Source organism: Planococcus sp. TJ-302, assembly GCF_058268455.1.
Genome location: NZ_JBZDOI010000001.1, coordinates 903,721 through 921,185 on the forward strand (window position 1 = coordinate 903,721; position 17,465 = coordinate 921,185).

At 46.7% G+C, this 17,465-nt stretch carries 15 protein-coding genes; all 15 read right to left on the minus strand.

Annotated elements, in window-relative coordinates; all coding sequences use genetic code 11:
- Positions 1 to 152: 152 nt before the first annotated feature.
- The 15 genes from AC4EHB_RS04700 to rimP all read right to left on the minus strand — a co-directional run bounded on the left by AC4EHB_RS04700 (position 153) and on the right by rimP (position 17,382).
- Positions 153 to 2,486, minus strand: coding sequence for an FtsK/SpoIIIE family DNA translocase (locus tag AC4EHB_RS04700; protein WP_490980819.1), 2,334 nt, complete (start codon positions 2,484 to 2,486; stop codon positions 153 to 155).
- Positions 2,487 to 2,567: 81 nt separating this feature from the next.
- On the minus strand, positions 2,568 to 4,235 hold the full coding sequence (locus AC4EHB_RS04705; RefSeq protein ID WP_490974443.1) for a ribonuclease J: 1,668 nt from the start codon (positions 4,233 to 4,235) through the stop codon (positions 2,568 to 2,570).
- 137 nt (positions 4,236 to 4,372) lie between these two features.
- Positions 4,373 to 5,383: an aspartate-semialdehyde dehydrogenase gene (locus AC4EHB_RS04710; protein ID WP_490975616.1), complete on the minus strand. Its 1,011-nt coding sequence runs from the start codon at positions 5,381 to 5,383 to the stop codon at positions 4,373 to 4,375.
- Positions 5,384 to 6,120: 737 nt separating this feature from the next.
- Complete coding sequence (locus AC4EHB_RS04715) at positions 6,121 to 7,344, minus strand: M16 family metallopeptidase (protein WP_490974444.1); 1,224 nt, start codon at positions 7,342 to 7,344, stop codon at positions 6,121 to 6,123.
- Positions 7,345 to 7,406: 62 nt separating this feature from the next.
- Positions 7,407 to 9,521 (minus strand): polyribonucleotide nucleotidyltransferase, encoded by a 2,115-nt coding sequence (pnp, locus tag AC4EHB_RS04720; RefSeq protein ID WP_490974445.1) that lies wholly within the window; start codon positions 9,519 to 9,521, stop codon positions 7,407 to 7,409.
- A 187-nt stretch (positions 9,522 to 9,708) separates the two neighbouring features.
- On the minus strand, positions 9,709 to 9,978 hold the full coding sequence (gene rpsO, locus AC4EHB_RS04725; RefSeq protein ID WP_135505245.1) for a 30S ribosomal protein S15: 270 nt from the start codon (positions 9,976 to 9,978) through the stop codon (positions 9,709 to 9,711).
- A gap of 137 nt (positions 9,979 to 10,115) precedes the next feature.
- Positions 10,116 to 11,066, minus strand: a complete 951-nt coding sequence (locus AC4EHB_RS04730) for a bifunctional riboflavin kinase/FAD synthetase (protein WP_490974446.1) — start codon at positions 11,064 to 11,066, stop codon at positions 10,116 to 10,118.
- Position 11,067: 1 nt separating this feature from the next.
- On the minus strand, positions 11,068 to 11,997 hold the full coding sequence (gene truB / locus AC4EHB_RS04735; RefSeq protein ID WP_490981490.1) for a tRNA pseudouridine(55) synthase TruB: 930 nt from the start codon (positions 11,995 to 11,997) through the stop codon (positions 11,068 to 11,070).
- A gap of 112 nt (positions 11,998 to 12,109) precedes the next feature.
- A complete protein-coding gene (gene rbfA / locus AC4EHB_RS04740) occupies positions 12,110 to 12,463 on the minus strand; it encodes a 30S ribosome-binding factor RbfA (RefSeq protein WP_490974447.1) in 354 nt (117 codons plus the stop codon).
- An 18-nt stretch (positions 12,464 to 12,481) separates the two neighbouring features.
- On the minus strand, positions 12,482 to 12,760 hold the full coding sequence (locus tag AC4EHB_RS04745; RefSeq protein ID WP_490974448.1) for a DUF503 domain-containing protein: 279 nt from the start codon (positions 12,758 to 12,760) through the stop codon (positions 12,482 to 12,484).
- Complete coding sequence (infB, locus tag AC4EHB_RS04750; RefSeq protein WP_490980820.1) at positions 12,757 to 15,123, minus strand: translation initiation factor IF-2; 2,367 nt, start codon at positions 15,121 to 15,123, stop codon at positions 12,757 to 12,759. Before infB ends, AC4EHB_RS04745 begins: the two co-directional genes overlap by 4 nt.
- A gap of 4 nt (positions 15,124 to 15,127) precedes the next feature.
- Positions 15,128 to 15,445, minus strand: a complete 318-nt coding sequence (locus AC4EHB_RS04755; protein ID WP_490980821.1) for a YlxQ family RNA-binding protein — start codon at positions 15,443 to 15,445, stop codon at positions 15,128 to 15,130.
- Positions 15,445 to 15,726, minus strand: a complete 282-nt coding sequence (gene rnpM, locus AC4EHB_RS04760; RefSeq protein WP_490974451.1) for an RNase P modulator RnpM — start codon at positions 15,724 to 15,726, stop codon at positions 15,445 to 15,447. The genes AC4EHB_RS04755 and rnpM overlap by 1 nt, the downstream gene beginning before the upstream one ends.
- Positions 15,727 to 15,746: 20 nt before the next feature.
- On the minus strand, positions 15,747 to 16,874 hold the full coding sequence (gene nusA / locus AC4EHB_RS04765; protein WP_490974452.1) for a transcription termination factor NusA: 1,128 nt from the start codon (positions 16,872 to 16,874) through the stop codon (positions 15,747 to 15,749).
- A gap of 22 nt (positions 16,875 to 16,896) precedes the next feature.
- On the minus strand, positions 16,897 to 17,382 hold the full coding sequence (gene rimP / locus AC4EHB_RS04770) for a ribosome maturation factor RimP (RefSeq protein ID WP_490974453.1): 486 nt from the start codon (positions 17,380 to 17,382) through the stop codon (positions 16,897 to 16,899).
- Positions 17,383 to 17,465: the final 83 nt, after the last annotated feature.

Sequence of the window (17,465 nt, forward strand, 5' to 3'; positions counted from 1 at the left end):
GATCAGACATCTGATGTAAAACATTCCTACTAATCAAAATTACTATAACATTAATTCAAAACGAAATAAATAGTCTTTTGTCGAATTTTGCGATTTTCATTTCAAAGATTTCAAAAACTCTAATCATTTTGTCACAAAAAAAGCAGGAAGATTTAATAATCTTCCTGCTTTGGCACTAATACGGTTCGTGGTTTGCTGCCTTCGTATGGGCCAACAATGCCGCGCTGCTCCATTTGGTCGATGATGCGGGCCGCCCGTGAGTAACCGACGCGGAACCTTCTCTGCAGCATCGACACAGAGGCTGTCTGCATTTCGGAAACCAATTGCACGGCTTCGTCATAAATGTCATCTGTTTCTTCGTCGATAGCTGTTTCATCGATTTCAGTCGGAATCATATCTTCCTGATATTGCGCTTTCTGTTGTTCGATAGCGAAGTCGACGATTTTCTCGACTTCGGAATCAGACAGGAACGCGCCTTGCACGCGGACCGGTTTTGATTGTCCGGCACCTAGAAACAGCATATCGCCGCGGCCCAGCAATTTCTCTGCGCCGCCCATATCCAAAATGGTGCGCGAATCGATTGCGGACGAGACCGCAAATGCGATTCGGGACGGGATATTCGCTTTGATGACACCTGTAATGACGTTGACGCTCGGACGCTGCGTCGCGATGATCAGATGGATCCCGGCTGCGCGGGCCATCTGCGCCAAACGGGTAATGGCGTCTTCCACTTCGTTCGAAGCGACCATCATCAAGTCGGCAAGCTCATCGACGATAACGACGATGAACGGCAATTTCGGGTGTTTGTCTTCATTTTCTTCATTGAAGATGCGGACGTATTCATTATAGCCTTCGATATTGCGCGTTCCGGTATGGGAAAACAGCTCATAGCGCCGCTCCATTTCAGAAACGATTTTCTTCAATGCTTGGGCTGCTTTCCGCGGATCGGTTACAACAGGCGCAAGCAGATGCGGAATGCCGTTGTAGACATTCAATTCGACCATTTTGGGGTCAATCATCATCATTTTCACTTCATGTGGCTTAGCGCGCATGATGATGCTCGTAATAATGCCGTTGATGCACACCGATTTCCCGCTGCCCGTCGAACCAGCAACGAGCAGATGCGGCATTTTGTTCAATTCGGTCATAACCGCTTGGCCAGTAACATCGCGCCCTAAGCCGAACAGCAGTTTAGCATCAGGCTTGTTGTTTTCCTCAGACTCCAATACTTCACGCAATGACACAATTGCCACTTCCGAGTTCGGCACTTCGATGCCGATGGCGGATTTCCCTGGAATCGGCGCTTCAATCCGAATGTCCCTTGCTGCCAGCGCCAGCGCCAAATCATCATGCAAAGAGACAATTTTGCTTACTTTCACGCCAGTATCCGGCAGCACTTCGTATTTGGTGACCGCTGGGCCCAAATGGACTTGTGTCACTTTAGCGCGAACGCCGAAACTCTGGAACGTCTTCTCAAGCTTTTTCGCATTTTTTTGAATGCCCGCGTATTCCCCACTTTGGTCGCTCTGCGGAGGCAAGTCCAATAATTCAATCGGAGGAAGCTGGTATTCTTCATTTTCAAGCTCTTCTGCAGTAGTCATCAAGTTCACTTCGCTTAAAACCGGTGATGGCTCCGCTTCTCCCTTTGCTTCTGGAGGCGTTTCAGTTTTTCTTGGTTTGACGTTTTCAGTAAACGCTGAAATAATGGGCTCTTCTGTTTGCATCTCAAAGCTTTTCACTTCCGGAGTTTCATCAATTTCATCATAAGCCAGCACTTCATCGGCTTCAAATGGCTGTTCCAGCTGCGCTTTGCGGCGCGGCGAGGATATGCGCTTCGGTTTGCCTTGTTTAAACCGGTTTATGATTCCATCGAGCACTGGCCGCATGCTTGGCACTTTTTCTGCTAAGTACGGAGCTGCCGTTTTGCCAGTAAGGATGATTGCGCCGATCGATAGTAGAATCAACGCAATGATCCACGTGCCGGCTGTGTCGAATAACACATGGAACATGGCATACAATAGCGCGCCCATTATTCCGCCGCCGCTTGCAGTATAGGTTTGCCATACAGACCCTGTGAGTTGCGTCGATTTGATCGTTTCAGACATTACATTGCTTGTTGTGATTGGCAAAATCGAACCGGATGCCCAAATCAAATGGCAGATTAGCAAGATTCCTGTCAATACGAACAAGCCGCTTGTTAAAAATTTCAGCCGCGGCTTCGGCCAGCTTCGTCTCACCATAACGTGGATGGCTATTGCTACCAACACGATTGGCACAAAAATAGCCAAATACCCCGTCAACAATTCGGTTGTGTTCAACAGCATCTTGCCAATTATGCCGAGCTGGAACGCCATCAACACGGCGACTCCGATCAGCAATAGCCCGATGACTTCATACCAGATCATCGCCATTGGCTGTTTCTTTTTAGAAACCGGCTTTTTCTTAGCGGGTATTTTTGTTTTTCTTTTCACCTGAGCCCGTGGCATCACGATCCCTCATTTCCTCAAAATTGAAAAAGGATTTCCTCCGATTAGATCGGTTCGGAAATCCTTTCACCTGTCTCTCTCTTAGTACTCCATAATAATCGGAATGATCATCGGACGGCGCTTCGTTTGCTGGAATAAATAAGAATTCAATGTGTCACGAATTTCCTGTTTGATGTTATTCCATTCAAAAGCATCTTTTACTACATATTTGTCTACTACTTTACGGACCAATTGAGTGGACTCTTCCATCAGCTGCTCAGATTCACGCACGTATACGAATCCACGCGAAATCATTTCCGGGCCTGATGCAATTTTCTTCTCTTTGCGGTTCAAGGTAACAACGACGATAAATATTCCGTCTTGGGACAAAAGCTTGCGGTCGCGCAGGACGATATTCCCTACGTCGCCGATGCCGATGCCGTCAATTAGGACATTGCCTGCAGTGACACGGCCGCTCATGCGTACTTTGCCCGCTTTGTATTCAACGATATCGCCTTTGTCAGCAATAAAGATATCAGACTTCTGAATACCGACTTGCTGCGCCAATTTCGAATGGGCAATCAGCATTTTGTATTCACCTTGGATCGGAATGAAATATTTTGGTTTCATCATGTTCAACATCATTTTCAAATCTTCTTGGCTTCCGTGTCCGGAAACGTGGACTTTTTTATCGGAAGTCAACACTTTCGCTCCGGCTTTCGCCAATTTGTTCATCGTCTGGAACATTGGAACTTCCATGCCCGGCGACGGAGTAAACGTGATCAATACTGTATCCGTATCTTTGATTTTGACGTCTTTATGCTGCTTGCGGACCATTTTGTCCAATGCTTCAAGCGGCTCTCCTTGGTTGCCTGTTACAATGATGACCACTTCTTCGTCACGGTATTGCTCAAGGTCTTTCAAAGAGATGACCGTATCTTCAGCGACTGTCAAATAGCCGAGGCGCAATCCGACTTCGTAGCTGTTCTCCAAACTTTTTCCTGCAACTGCGACTTTTTTGCCTGTTTTTTGGGCAAGGTCGAAAACTTGCTGGATGCGGATAAAGTTGGATGAATACAACGAAACCAAAATCCGGCCTTCCGCTCCAAGAAACGCAGTGTATAAATGATCGTAAACCACCGTTTCAGAAGTCGTATAGCCAGGGCGTTCCGCTTCGGTTGAATCGGACAATAGGAACAATACGCCGTCATCGCCCAATTTCGCCATTTTGGAAATGTCCGGACGGTAGCTGCCTCTTACGGATTGGTCGAATTTAAATTCGCCGGTATGGACAATCGCACCTTCGGATGTATGGAAGGCGATGCCCAAAGCGTCTGGAATACTATGTGTTGTATGGAAAAATGTTACGTGCGTTTTATCGAAATTCATGCGGCTTTTGTTTGTTACTTCAAAAAATTTGACATGCTTCAAAGAACCCTGTTCTTTGATATGCTCTTTTGCAAGCGCAATCGTCAATTTCGATCCGTAGACAGGCGCTTGGATTTTTTTCACTAAATACGCAATCGAACCGATTGCATCTTCATGGCCGTGCGTAAGGAAAATCCCTTTGACACGGTCTTTGTTTTCTTCGAGGAACGTCATGTCTGGAATAACGATATCGATTCCAAGCATTTCATCTTCCGGGAACATCAGGCCGCTGTCCACTACGAACAGGTCCTCATCAATTTCAATCACGTACATGGCCTTGCCGATTTCACTGACCCCGCCAAGCGGGATAACTCTAATTACTTCATTTTGTATTTTACTCAATTTATTTCCTCCTAAATTTTACCCGTACATATCCATAGACTTTATTATACGGGAATTCCAGGTAACAGTCCAAAGAAAAAACAAACCGGAGCATTGTCCGGTTTGTTCGGAATGATTACGCTATGGCCACAGGGCCGTTAAATGATGTTTTGTTCAATCATCGACTCGGCGATTTGAACTGAATTGAGCGCTGCGCCTTTGACCAGATTGTCTGACACGACCCATAGGTGGAAGCCCTGCGGGTTGTCGAGGTCTTGGCGGATGCGGCCGACAAACACTTCGTCGAGTCCAGCTGCCATCAACGGCATCGGGTAAACCTGGTTCGCGGGATCGTCCATCAGCACGACGCCTGGCGCGCCTGCGATTGCCTGTTTTACTTCTTCGACTGTCGGAGCTCCTTCAAGCTCGACATAAACCGATTCTGAGTGGCCTGTGACTACTGGCAGGCGGACGCACGTCGCGGCAACCGCTAAGCGGTCATCGTGCATGATTTTTTTCGTTTCGTTGATCATTTTCATTTCTTCGTATGTGTAGCCGTTATCCGTAAACTTGTCAATTTGCGGAATGGCATTGAACGCGATCGGATAATGGTGCTCTGCGGATTTCACCGGCAGCATTTTCGCTTCGGCGTCTTTCGCGTTGTCAAAATCAGCCGACTGGCTTTTCAGTTCGTTGATGGCGCCGATGCCGGCACCTGACACCGCTTGGTATGTCGAGACGACGATTTTCCGCAAGCCATATTGCTCTTTGAGCGGCTGCAATGCGCACACCATTTGAATGGTTGAGCAATTCGGATTCGCAATGATGCCTTTATGTTGCGCGATATCTTCCGGGTTTACTTCCGGCACGACGAGCGGCACGTCGGCGTTCATGCGGAAAGCGCTAGTGTTATCGATGACGACTGCCCCGCGTTTGACGGCTTCCGGTGCAAATTGCTCGGAGATGCTGCCGCCTGCACTGAACAATGCAATGTCGATGCCTTCAAACGATTCCGGTTTTGCTTCTTCAATTGTATAGGTATTGCCTTTAAATTCGATTTGCTGTCCGGCTGAACGGCTCGATGCCAGAAATTTTATCGTATTCACTGGAAAATCGCGTTTTTCCAATTGCTCTTTCATCTGTTGTCCAACTGCACCCGTGGCGCCCATAATTGCTACATTATATGTTTTCAAACAACTCGCTCCTTCAAAGATTATTGGCGTAATTGTACCACAATTCACTTCACTAGAGGAATAGATCAATGAATATTCCGCTCACTATTACTCATCAAGTATCTTTCATAAACTTTTCATTTCGCTTCAGTCTCATTGAAAACCGTTGCTCCTGTCCCTGCATCGCTGCGCTAGCTTCGGGACAAAAAGTTCGTTGCAGCGCTATGCGCTTCGTCGCAAACAAGTCGGCCAAAATTCTTTTGACCAACTTGTTCGCCGCCTTTCGCTTCATTCAAAGGTGATTCTTGATAGCAAAACATTTCTTTTGATAGATGAATATAAAAGATAGAAATGTATCCCATTTCTTGATGGTCTTAAGTGGTTTCATATAGTAGGCTTTTCCGTTAACCAGTGTTAAATCCGGTTTAACATGCACTAAATCACAGTTAACATGCAGTGGCAGAAAATCAACAAGCGTTAACCGACGCTTAACATGACTTGCCCGTATTTTAACCGGAAATAGCCAAAAAGCGTCTCGCTCTGATCCAAGTTCAAGAACCCAATATGAAAAGCCGTTCGCCTCTGCGAACGGCCCCTTTAATTGAAAAAATGCATTTCGCCAATAGCAAAATGCATCCATCTATAGATGGTTTTCAAAAAAAGGTTCTTTCGTAAAACAAGCAAGGCAAATCCATGACTTGCCTTACTTGTTTAATTTTATCGACAGCTTGCGATTAAGCTTCATCTGTCTTCGAGCGGATGATGGAGATGGCCGGATCTCCGTCGAATACTTCCAGCAGCGAAGTGACACGCTCAGGCGAGACGGCTTCGATGCGGGCTAGGATTTCATCGTAGCTCGGATGTTTTCTTAGCAGCAGTTCATTTTTGCCGTTGCGGTTCATGCGCGCGCTGGTGCTTTCGAGCCCAAGCATCACATTGCCTTTCAGCTGTTCTTTGGAATCCGTCACTTCCTCGGCTGTTGGCCCGTTTTTGCGGATTTCCTGGAGCTCTGCGATGATCACTTCCTGCAGCGCATCCATTTGTTCATTTGAGGTGCCGCCATAGATTGCGAGCGTTCCATGGTCGGAGTAAGCGGAATGGTAAGAATAGACGGAATAGGCGAGACCGCGTTCTTCACGTATTTCCTGGAAAAGGCGCGACGACATCGATCCGCCGACAATATTATTCAACACGGTGAAATTGAAAATATCCTTATCTGTAATAGGCAGGCCCGGATAGCCTAGACTCAAATGCCCTTGTTCGGTTTCTTTTGTTTTAAAAGAGTAGCCAGGTGTAAACATCGGGAAGCGATAATTCTTTTCAGTTTCCAGCCGGCGGAATGATCCGAAAAGTTTTTCAATCAAACGGATCAGTTCCGGTGTAATTTTCCCTGCGACAGAGATTACAGTATTATCCGGCGTGTAATGGCGATCCATAAAATGTTGGATCTTGTCTTTGGTAAAACTATTCAGTGTTATGCCTGTTCCAAGGATCGGTGCGCCCATTGAATGGTGAGGATACATGACGCGCCATAACTGCTCCTGGACATCGTCATCCGGCATGTCTTCAGTCATGCTGATTTCTTCTAGCACAACTTGCCGCTCTTTTTCAATTTCCACAACGTCCATTTTCGAATTGAAGAACATATCCGCAAGTACTGTGACCGCATGCTCTGCATGGTGGTCCAGGATTTTCGCATAATAGCATGTATATTCTTTTGATGTATAGGCGTTAATATCGCCGCCTATGCGATCAAACTCTTTGGCGATGTCTTTAGCTGAGCGCGTATCCGTCCCTTTGAAGAGCATATGCTCAATAAAATGCGTAATGCCGTTTTCTTCAGGGGATTCGTCGCGTGAGCCGGCTTTGACGAACACACCGACTGCCACTGAGTGGAAATGCGGAATGGATTCGGAAACAATGCGAAGGCCGTTTCCGCAAGTATGAATAGTAACCATGGAAAAATTCCTCCTAATGCGAAAAAATTGCCAACCGGAGCTGGCAATTTTTTAAATTTTTCTTATTCTGCTACTTTTTCAGCTGCTTCTTTTTCTTCCTTCAAGACAATCTTGCGTGATAAGTTCACACGGCCTTGGCGGTCGATTTCGACAACTTTCACTTTGAGGATGTCATCAAGTTTCAAGACATCTTCCACTTCTTTCGTCCGCGCTTCCTGGATTTCAGAAATGTGGAGAAGTCCGTCTTTGCCTGGGAACAATTCAACAAACGCGCCGAATTTTTCAATTCGCTTCACTTTGCCTTCGTAATATTCCCCGACTTTCGCTTCGCGGACGATGTTTTCGATCATCGCTTTCGCTTTCGCGTTCATTTCTTCATTTACCGATGAAACGAAGATTGTGCCGTCTTGCTCTGTATCAATCTTAACGCCTGTTTCTTCGATGATTTTGTTGATGACTTTACCGCCAGGCCCTATTACATCGCGGATTTTATCCGGATTGATTTTGACCATGATGATTTTCGGCGCAAATTTAGACAGATGAGCTTTTGGCTCAGAAATCGTAGCTAGCATAGATTCCAAAATGTGGATTCTGCCGACTTGTGCCTGAGATAAAGCTTCTTCTAGAATGTCGCGTGAGAGGCCATCGATTTTAATGTCCATTTGAAGTGCAGTAATGCCTTTAGCTGTGCCTGCTACTTTAAAGTCCATATCTCCAAGGTAATCTTCCATTCCTTGAATATCGGATAAGACTGTATAGTTTTCGCCTTTTTTCACAAGGCCCATAGCGATTCCGGCAACAGGCGCAGTAATCGGCACGCCTGCATCCATCATAGCCAATGTTGAAGCACAGATGCTTGCCTGTGAAGTGGAGCCGTTCGATTCCAATACTTCCGCAACTAAGCGGATTGCGTATGGGAAATCTTTTTCGCTTGGCAGAACCGCTTCAAGTGCGCGTTCCCCAAGAGCCCCGTGTCCGATTTCACGGCGGCCAGGGCCGCGCAGGAACCCAGTCTCACCTACTGAGAACAACGGGAAATTATAATGATGCATGAAACGCTTCGATTCCTCGAGGCCAAGGCCGTCGATGATCTGGACATCGCCAAGTGCACCTAGTGTACAAATGCTCATCGCTTGCGTTTGCCCGCGTGTGAACAAACCTGAACCGTGTGTGCGGTTCAATAGGCCGATTTCAGAAGACAGCGCACGGATTTCAGAAGGCGTTCGGCCATCTGGACGGATTTTTTCATCCGTAATCAAGCGGCGCACTTCATCTTTGACCATTTTATCCAAAATTTGACCAGCTTGTTTCTTCACTGCGTCATCAGAATCTGCATAAGTTTCCAACACGCGTTCTTTGACTGCAGCAATCGCGTCATTGCGCTCCTGCTTTTCGCTTACTTGGACAGCAGCAATCAAATCTGCTTCAACGGTCGATCTGATTTCTTCCATTAAGATCGGGTCCAATTCATACAATTGAATCGCCGTTTTCTCTTTGGCAACTTCTGCAGCAATCTCTTCCTGGAAAGCGATCAACTTTTTGATTTCTTCGTGGCCGAACATGATTGCTTCCAAAATGACTTCTTCAGAAACTTCTTTCGCTCCCGCTTCTACCATGTTGATTGCATCTTTTGTTCCGGCAACTGTCAAGTTGATCGAGCTTTGCGCCAATTGGTCATTGGTCGGATTGATGATGTAATTTCCGTCAACCATACCGACGATGACTCCAGCAATCGGTCCGTCAAAAGGAATATCTGAAATCATCAATGCCAATGAAGAACCGAACATTGCGGCCATTTCTGACGGGCAATCCTGGTCAACAGACATTACCATTGAAATGACTTGCACTTCGTTGCGGAAGCCGTCTGGGAATAATGGACGGATCGGACGATCGATTAAACGGCTGATGAGCGTCGCTTTTTCAGAAGGGCGCCCTTCACGTTTGATGAAACCGCCTGGGATTTTGCCGACAGCATATTGGCGCTCTTCATAGTTGACTGTGAGCGGGAAGAAATCCAATGGCTTTGGCGTTTTTGAAGCAGTTGCAGTGGAAAGCACTGCTGTATCGCCGTAGCGGATTAATGCTGCTCCGTTTGCTTGTTTAGCTAATTGACCGACTTCGACCTGCAATGTGCGGCCAGCCCAATCGAATGTATAGACTTTTTTAGTTTGCTCCATAATCGAGCTCCTCTCTCTTACAATGTTTCATCCTCAGTTAAGCCCTGGTAAAGGTGCTTTCTGAGCGAATTTCCTCTTTATGTATCTTCTAGTAGTGTATCAAAAAAGCATTCATCATGCGATTGAATGTTGAATTTTTTATGCATAAAGAAAAAGCGGGACGAATCCCGCTTTTTTCTGGTTGTTATTATCGGCGCAAGCCAAGTTTCGCGATCAAGTCACGGTAACCTTGTACATCGTTCTCGCGCAAGTATTTAAGCAAGTTACGACGGCGTCCTACCATTTTGAAAAGTCCACGGCGTGAGTGGTGATCTTTCTTGTGGGTACGCAAATGTTCGTTCAAGTTGTTGATGTCTTCTGTAAGAATGGCGATTTGAATATGTGCAGATCCAGTATCTGTATCGTGCACTTTGTATTCACTGATCAATTCATTTTTACGCTCTTGAGTGATTGCCATACTGTGTCCACCTCCTAATTTCTGATATCCCCTATTACTGAGCAAACGTTGGTGATTCGATTTGCCAAGCAATGGTTCGTACTGTTTCAGTACTCACAAATCATAGCATATGCCCCAGGCAAAATCAACACTGTCAATCAGCCTTGGGATTTAAAAAATTCAATTGCCGTTTCTTTATCGCGCTGGATCTGGCTTTTCAGTTCTTCAATGCCGGAAAACTTTTGCTCGTCACGGATGCGCGCGTACCAGTCCACAAGGACCATTTCTCCGTAAATGTTCTTATCGAATTCCAGGATGTGGACTTCGACGCTGAGCCTTTTCTCATCGGGGTTGTTGAACGTCGGTTTGAAGCCGACGTTGCAAACTCCGTCGTAAACTGTTCCTTGCACCCAAATCCGGACAGCATAAACGCCGCGCCCGGGAACGAAAGTGCCGATTTCCTGCTCGACGTTCGCGGTCGGGAATCCGATCGTCCGTCCGCGTTTATCGCCATTGACAACCGTCCCGGATATGCGGAACGGCCGCCCGAGAAGCCGGCATACTTCGCCGACTTCACCAGACTTCAACAAGCTGCGGATCCGTGTCGAACTGATTTTCTCTTCGCTGTCTTCCTGCTTTTGGATAATGGTAATGCCAAATGCACCTTCCGCCATTTCCTGCATCAGCTGCATATTGCCTTGGCCCTTGCAGCCGAATGAATAATCGAATCCGGCTGTCACATGCACCACACCTAAATCCTTGATAAAGTGCTGGACGAATTGTACAGGAGTCAGCTGCGCAAAGTCAGAAGTGAATCGGACGATAAAGCAGATGTCTACGCCCATTTCACTCAGGATCTCCATCTTTTCCTGCATCGGCGTAATATAGAAGACTTCTTCTTTTCTGCCGCCGAGTACAAGTGAGGGGTGGGGATCGAACGTCATGACAGCGGATTTGGCATGGAGGCCTCCGGCAATTCGGATGGCTTCGCCGATGACTTTTTGATGCCCTTTATGTACGCCGTCAAAAAAACCGAGCGCCAGCGAAATAGCGCCAAGATTTTCTGAAGGTTTAACGTGATTCGGGTAGCTTAAATGGATTATTTTCATCTTACACCTCGTTGATTTCGGGAAATCCGAACATTTTTTCGGGCTTCATCTTATCCGCTTTATCTGGATGGCGCTTGTACAGCGCAACCGGCTCACCTTTGACAGTAAACACGAGAAATTCATGTTCGGCCATTAGTGGATGGCGGTCTAGCACTTGGCCGTTCTTGATGCCGAACAGTAAATCTGCTTCAATCTCAGTTTCAGGGAACTCTCCTAAACCGTAGCTTAAGGGTTTCAGAATCGTGCCGATATCTCCATTTTGGGCAATTTCAGCCACTTCAGCAAGCGTAAAGCAATCTGCCGCTTTGAATTTGCCCGATTCGGTACGCCTCAAATTCGACATGTGCGCTGGATAGCCAAGTGCTTCGCCGATTTGAACCGCCAATGTGCGAATATAAGTGCCTTTGCCGCAGCGGATAAAAATCGAGAATTTCAATTCCTGGCCGCTCCATTCCTTTGCATCATCCAGCAATTCGATCGAATCGATGCGGACCTTCCGCTCAGGGCGCTCTATAGGAATTCCCTGGCGCGCATATTCATACAGTTTCTTGCCGTTGACCTTCACCGCTGAATACATAGGAGGAATCTGCGTGATAACACCTGTCAGGCTCCGCAGCACCGCCAGCAGCTGTTCGCGTGTCACCATCTTATCGCTGTCGTCCGTTTCAACAACCGCACCGCTCACATCTTCAGTTTCAGTCGAATAGCCGATTGTTACTTCAGCTTCGTAAGCTTTGCCTTGGTCCGTGATGTATTCAGCCACTTTTGTCGCACGTCCGATGCAGATCGGCAGGACGCCATCCACATCCGGATCCAATGTTCCGGTATGGCCGACTTTTTTTGTTTTGAGGATTTTCCTCAATTTGAATACACAATCATGTGAAGTCATGCCTTTTTCTTTCCATAAAGGAAGAACACCATTCAATTCCATCTTTTTCAGCTCCCAGCCTTTTATTCTGACGCCTTTACTCGGCGGCTGTTGCATCTTCCACAAAAAAAGCCTGCTGATCTAAGAAAAATTAGACAGCAGGCTTCGGGTTGGATCATTGTTCTTCTTTCGGTTCTTTGATTTCACGCAATAGCGAATCGATCCGGTTCCCGTATGCTACAGAGGTGTCGAATTCAAACGACAATTCCGGCGTTTTGCGCAGCCGGATCCGCTGTCCGATTTCAGAACGGATAAATCCTTTTGACTTAGACAAGCCGAGCAAAGTTTGTTCTTTCATTTTGTCATCACCAAGCACGCTGATATAAACAGTTGCCTGTTGAAGATCGCCTGTAACTTCCACATCCGTCACGGTTACAAAACCGATGCGCGGATCTTTCAATTTACGGCTGATAATGTCGCTAAGCTCTTTTTTCATTTGCTCGCCTACACGATTAGAGCGCATAGTCATTTTTACTTCACCTCGTTCTTACAAATATTCTTGATGGATTTCAAGGCATTCCCAGGCGGGATTGCTTTCCAGAAAGTGCAGGACGCGCTCGATTTCTTTGTCTGCTACATCTTTCGATGAAGACACAGTCACAAATGCAAGACGCGTTCGCTGCCAGACGTTCTGGTGATCAATTTCCGCACCGGAAACGTTGAATTTCTGTCTTGAGCGGGTCAGCATGCTTTTTACCACTGACCGCTTTTCTTTTAACGAATGGGCTACCGGAATGAAGAATTCACATTCCATGTAGAGAATCATTTACGTTCGATTTCTTCCATGATATAGGCTTCGATGATATCTAGTTCTTTGACATCATTGAAGTTTTTAATCGTGATACCACATTCGTAGCCTTTTGCAACTTCTTTTGCATCGTCTTTAAATCGTTTCAACGTATCGATCTCGCCTTCAAATACGACGATGCCTTCACGGATGACGCGGACGCCGCTGTCGCGGGTGATTTTGCCTTCTATTACATAGCTTCCGGCAATTGTCCCGACTTTAGAGACTTTGAATGTGCTGCGCACTTCGGCTTGGCCGATAATTTTCTCTTCGAACTCAGGGTCCAATAACCCTTTCATTGCAAATTCAATTTCTTCGATTACTTTATAAATGATGCGGTGCAGGCGGATATCTACGCCTTCTGCTTCTGCAGCACGTTTTGCGTTAATGTCAGGACGTACGTTAAAGCCGATGACAATTGCATTTGATGCTGCTGCTAGAGCAACGTCTGATTCCGTAATGGCGCCTGCGCCGGTGTGGATGATTTTAACATTAACGCCTTCAACATCGATTTTCATCAATGAAGCAGCCATCGCTTCAACCGAACCTTGCACGTCAGCTTTGACGATCAAGTTCAATTCTTTCATTTCACCTTGCTTCAACTGGTCGAATAGGTTATCGAGAGTAACACGTGTTTTCTCAGAACGCTGTACTTGAAGCGCTGAAGTCGCACGAGTTTCGCCTACTTGACGCGCAGTTTTCTCGTCTTCGAAGACAACGAAACGGTCGCCCGCTTGTGGCACATCGTTCAATCCTGTAATTTCAACAGGTGTAGATGGGCCTGCGTCTTTAACGCGGCGTCCAAGGTCATTGACCATTGCACGGACGCGTCCGTAAGTGTTGCCGACAACGATTGGATCTCCAACGTTGAGCGTGCCATCTTGTACAAGCAAGGTAGCAACTGAACCGCGGCCTTTATCAAGCTCAGCTTCAATTACAGTACCGATTGCACGGCGGGCAGGATTCGCTTTCAATTCACCGACTTCAGAAACAAGCAGGATCATTTCTAGAAGCGAGTCGATGCCTTCGCCTTTAAGGGCAGAAATCGGAACAAAAATCGTTTCGCCGCCCCATGCTTCCGGCACAAGTCCGTGCTCAGTCAATTCTTGCATGACCCGGTCAGGGTTCGCACTTGGCTTATCCATTTTGTTGACCGCGATGATGATCGGAACTTCTGCAGCTTTCGCATGGTTGATCGCTTCTACCGTCTGAGGCATAACGCCGTCATCAGCAGCTACGACGATAATTGCAATGTCAGTCACTTTTGCTCCACGTGCACGCATTGTAGTGAACGCTGCGTGTCCAGGAGTATCAAGGAACGTGATTTTTTTGCTATTGTCAACAACCTGATATGCACCGATATGCTGCGTGATTCCGCCAGCTTCGCCAGCTGTCACTTTCGTGTTGCGGATCGAATCCAGCAAGGTGGTTTTACCATGGTCAACGTGTCCCATGATTGTAACAACTGGTGGACGCTCTTGTTGAAGCGCTTCGTCTTCAGGCTCGAAGTAGACTTCAAGGTCGGATTTATCAACCAAGATTTCTTCTTCAACTTCCACTTCATATTCAGCACAGATCAATTCGATAGCATCTTTATCTAGCTCTTGGTTAATGGTAGCCATAACGCCGAGCATGAATAATTTTTTGATGATTTCAGACGGCTCGCGCCCTAATTTTTTCGCTAATTCGCCAACAGTCAATGACTCGCTGAACGTAATTTTAGCTGGCAATTCTTTTTCTCTCTTCGGCATCGGCGGCAGCGGATTTACAGGCTGCTGCTGCTGATTTTTGCCTTTGCGGTTGCGGTTTTGTCCGCCGCGTCCTGGACCGCCGCCGCCTGGACGGTTATTGCGCTGTCCTGGGCCTGCTGTCGGTTTAGCCGCTTTCGGTGTAAAGTTGGAGCCTTTTGCCGGAGCTGCAGAAGAGCGGCTCTGACCACCTTGTCCGCCAGTTTGCGGACGTGATTGCCCACCGCTTGTTGGACGTGACTGCCCACCGCTTTGCGGACGCGATTGGCCTTGGCTTGGTGGACGTGATTGTCCACCAGTTTGCGGACGTGATTGGCCTTGGCCTTGCGGACGTGATTGCCCGCCGCTTTGCGGACGTGACTGGCTTTGGCCTTGTGGGCGTGATTGCGTGCCAGTTTGCGGACGGCTCTGTGTTTGCGGGCGCTGCCCCTGTGCAGAGTTTTTATAAATGCCGTCCAATTTTGTCACAGCATTATCTTCCAATGTCGCCATATGGTTGGCAACCTCAATATTCAGCTTGGATAACTGCTGAATGATTTCTTTGCTTGGCTTATCTACTTTTTTAGCGTACTCATGTACTCGAATTTTGGTCATCTGCTCACCCCCGGTTATTTTCATCAATCAAATTCTTAATTTTCTTCGCAAAGCCTGCATCAGTTATCGCTACTGTTACACGCTCTGCCTTGCCGATTGCATGCCCCAATTCGAAACGCGTTCCGAACACTTCGAGGTCGACATTATAAGATTTGCATTTATCATGCAATTTTTTGCTGGTGTTTTTTGAAGCGTCTTCGGACAAAATGACCAATTTCACTTTTCCTTTACGCACTTCATTCACTGTCATTTCTTCCCCGGTTATCGTCATCCGAGCTCGGGTAGCCAATCCCAGTAATTGCAGGATTTTATCTTTATTCACTATTGCTTCAACTGCTCTCTTTGGACAACGCGAATCAATTCGTCGTAAATTTCAGCCGGTACTTTCGTTTCCAGCTGATTGTCCAATACTTTCTTTTTGCGTGCAATTTCAATCGCCGATTCCGACTTTGAAACATAAGCGCCGCGACCCGATTTCTTGCCGGTCAAATCGACAGAAACTTCGCCTTCTTTGCTCCGCACAATCCGGATCATTTCTTTTTTAGGATGCATCTCGCCTGTAGCTACACACTTCCGTAATGGAATTTTCTTTTGCAGAGCCAACGGACATCACCTTTTCCTGATTATTCTTTTTCACCGTAAAAATCGAAGTCTTCAAAGTCTTCATCCGTTTCGACTTTTTCAATCGACGCGTTCTCATTAGGGTAGATACCCATTTCACGCGCATCCGTCTCACTCTTGATATCGATTTTCCAGCCAGTCAACTTCGCTGCTAGGCGTGCATTTTGGCCCCGTTTGCCGATTGCCAATGACAATTGGTAATCCGGTACGACGACAGTCGTCGATTTTTCGTCGGCGTTGACTTGGACATCAAGAACTTTAGAAGGGCTCAATGCATTCGCCACAAAGATCACAGGTTCTTCAGACCATTCAACGATATCGATTTTTTCGCCGCTTAACTCGTTGACGATTGTTTGCACCCGGGCACCTTTGGCTCCGACGCAAGATCCGACTGGATCAATGTCATCACGGTGTGCAACAACTGAAATCTTCGAACGGTCTCCCGCTTCACGTGCAATCGATTTGATCTCGACAATTCCTTCATAAATTTCAGGAACTTCATTTTCAAAAAGCCGGCGCAATAATCCCGGATGTGTCCGTGATACAAAAACTTGCGGTCCGCGCGTCGTGCGTTCAACTTTTGTAATGTAAACTTTGATGCGGTCGTGCGGCTGGTAAGATTCGTTTGGCATTTGCTCTGTCTGCGGTAGCACCGCTTCAACTTTGCCTAAACCGACATATAGATTGCGCGCATCCATGCGTTCCACGATGCCGTTGACGATATCGTCAGCGCGATCGACGAACTCTTCGAAGATCAATCCGCGTTCCGCTTCGCGTACACGCTGCGTAACAACTTGTTTAGCCGTCTGGGCAGCGATGCGCCCGAAATTGCGCGGCGTCACTTCTTGTTCGACTATATCGCCAAGTTCGTAAGCCGGGTTAACCGCTTTGGCATCTTCAAGAGAGATATGCAGGCGCTCATCTTCAACTTCTTCAACTACATCTTTGCGGGAATAAACCAGCATTGTGCCAGTATCCAGATTCAAGTCAACACGTACATTCTGTGCTTGGTTGAAATTGCGTTTATACGCAGTGACCAAAGCAGCTTCGATCGCTTCAATCAATACATCCCTAGAAATACCTTTTTGTTTTTCTAATGCATCTAATGCATCTAATAACTCGTTACCCATTATTTTATCACTCCCACGTTCTTCAATCAGGTTTTACAGAAAAATCAATGGCCAAACGGATGACTGCAATTTTCGTGCGGTCGAAAGCGGCTGTTTTTCTGCGTGTTTTGATTTTGATTTCAATTTGTACTTCATCTTCAGAAAATGACTGCAAATAGCCTTCGAATTCCTTTGCACCATCTATTTGCTCATAGGTTTTGATATACACAAGCTTTCCAATCGCCTTTTCAAAGTCCTTGTCTTTTTTCAGCGGACGCTCAGCGCCTGGTGAAGAAACTTCAAGGAAATAATTCTGTTCGATCGGATCGAGCTCATCTAAAATTTCGCTAAGCTTTTCACTTACTAATGCACATTGTTCAATGTCGATCGGTGCTGCCGGATTGTCCACATACACGCGAAGGAAATAATTGCGCCCTTCTTTGACAAATTCTACATCGACAAGTTCAAGGTTCAATTCTTCGGTGATGGGCATTGCGATTTGTTCGATTTGTTCAGTTATTTTACTCATACATGCCTCCCGACAATTTTATGCCATAACAACAGAAAAGAGCGGGAGAACCCACTCTTTTGTGACAGAGCTATTCATAAATG

What these genes read in the sequence shown, in the direction of transcription:
- AC4EHB_RS04700 (WP_490980819.1), bottom strand. Translation starts at nt 2,486, where the DNA reads ATGCCACGGGCTCAGGTGAAAAGAAAAACAAAAATACCCGCTAAGAAA.
- AC4EHB_RS04710 (WP_490975616.1), bottom strand. Translation starts at nt 5,383, where the DNA reads ATGGGCGCCACGGGTGCAGTTGGACAACAGATGAAAGAGCAATTGGAA.
- AC4EHB_RS04715 (WP_490974444.1), bottom strand. Translation starts at nt 7,344, where the DNA reads ATGGTTACTATTCATACTTGCGGAAACGGCCTTCGCATTGTTTCCGAA.
- pnp (WP_490974445.1), bottom strand. Translation starts at nt 9,521, where the DNA reads ATGGAGCAAACTAAAAAAGTCTATACATTCGATTGGGCTGGCCGCACA.
- rpsO (WP_135505245.1), bottom strand. Translation starts at nt 9,978, where the DNA reads ATGGCAATCACTCAAGAGCGTAAAAATGAATTGATCAGTGAATACAAA.
- AC4EHB_RS04730 (WP_490974446.1), bottom strand. Translation starts at nt 11,066, where the DNA reads ATGAAAATAATCCATTTAAGCTACCCGAATCACGTTAAACCTTCAGAA.
- truB (WP_490981490.1), bottom strand. Translation starts at nt 11,997, where the DNA reads ATGGAATTGAATGGTGTTCTTCCTTTATGGAAAGAAAAAGGCATGACT.
- rbfA (WP_490974447.1), bottom strand. Translation starts at nt 12,463, where the DNA reads ATGACTATGCGCTCTAATCGTGTAGGCGAGCAAATGAAAAAAGAGCTT.
- AC4EHB_RS04745 (WP_490974448.1), bottom strand. Translation starts at nt 12,760, where the DNA reads ATGATTCTCTACATGGAATGTGAATTCTTCATTCCGGTAGCCCATTCG.
- infB (WP_490980820.1), bottom strand. Translation starts at nt 15,123, where the DNA reads ATGACCAAAATTCGAGTACATGAGTACGCTAAAAAAGTAGATAAGCCA.
- nusA (WP_490974452.1), bottom strand. Translation starts at nt 16,874, where the DNA reads ATGGGTAACGAGTTATTAGATGCATTAGATGCATTAGAAAAACAAAAA.
- rimP (WP_490974453.1), bottom strand. Translation starts at nt 17,382, where the DNA reads ATGAGTAAAATAACTGAACAAATCGAACAAATCGCAATGCCCATCACC.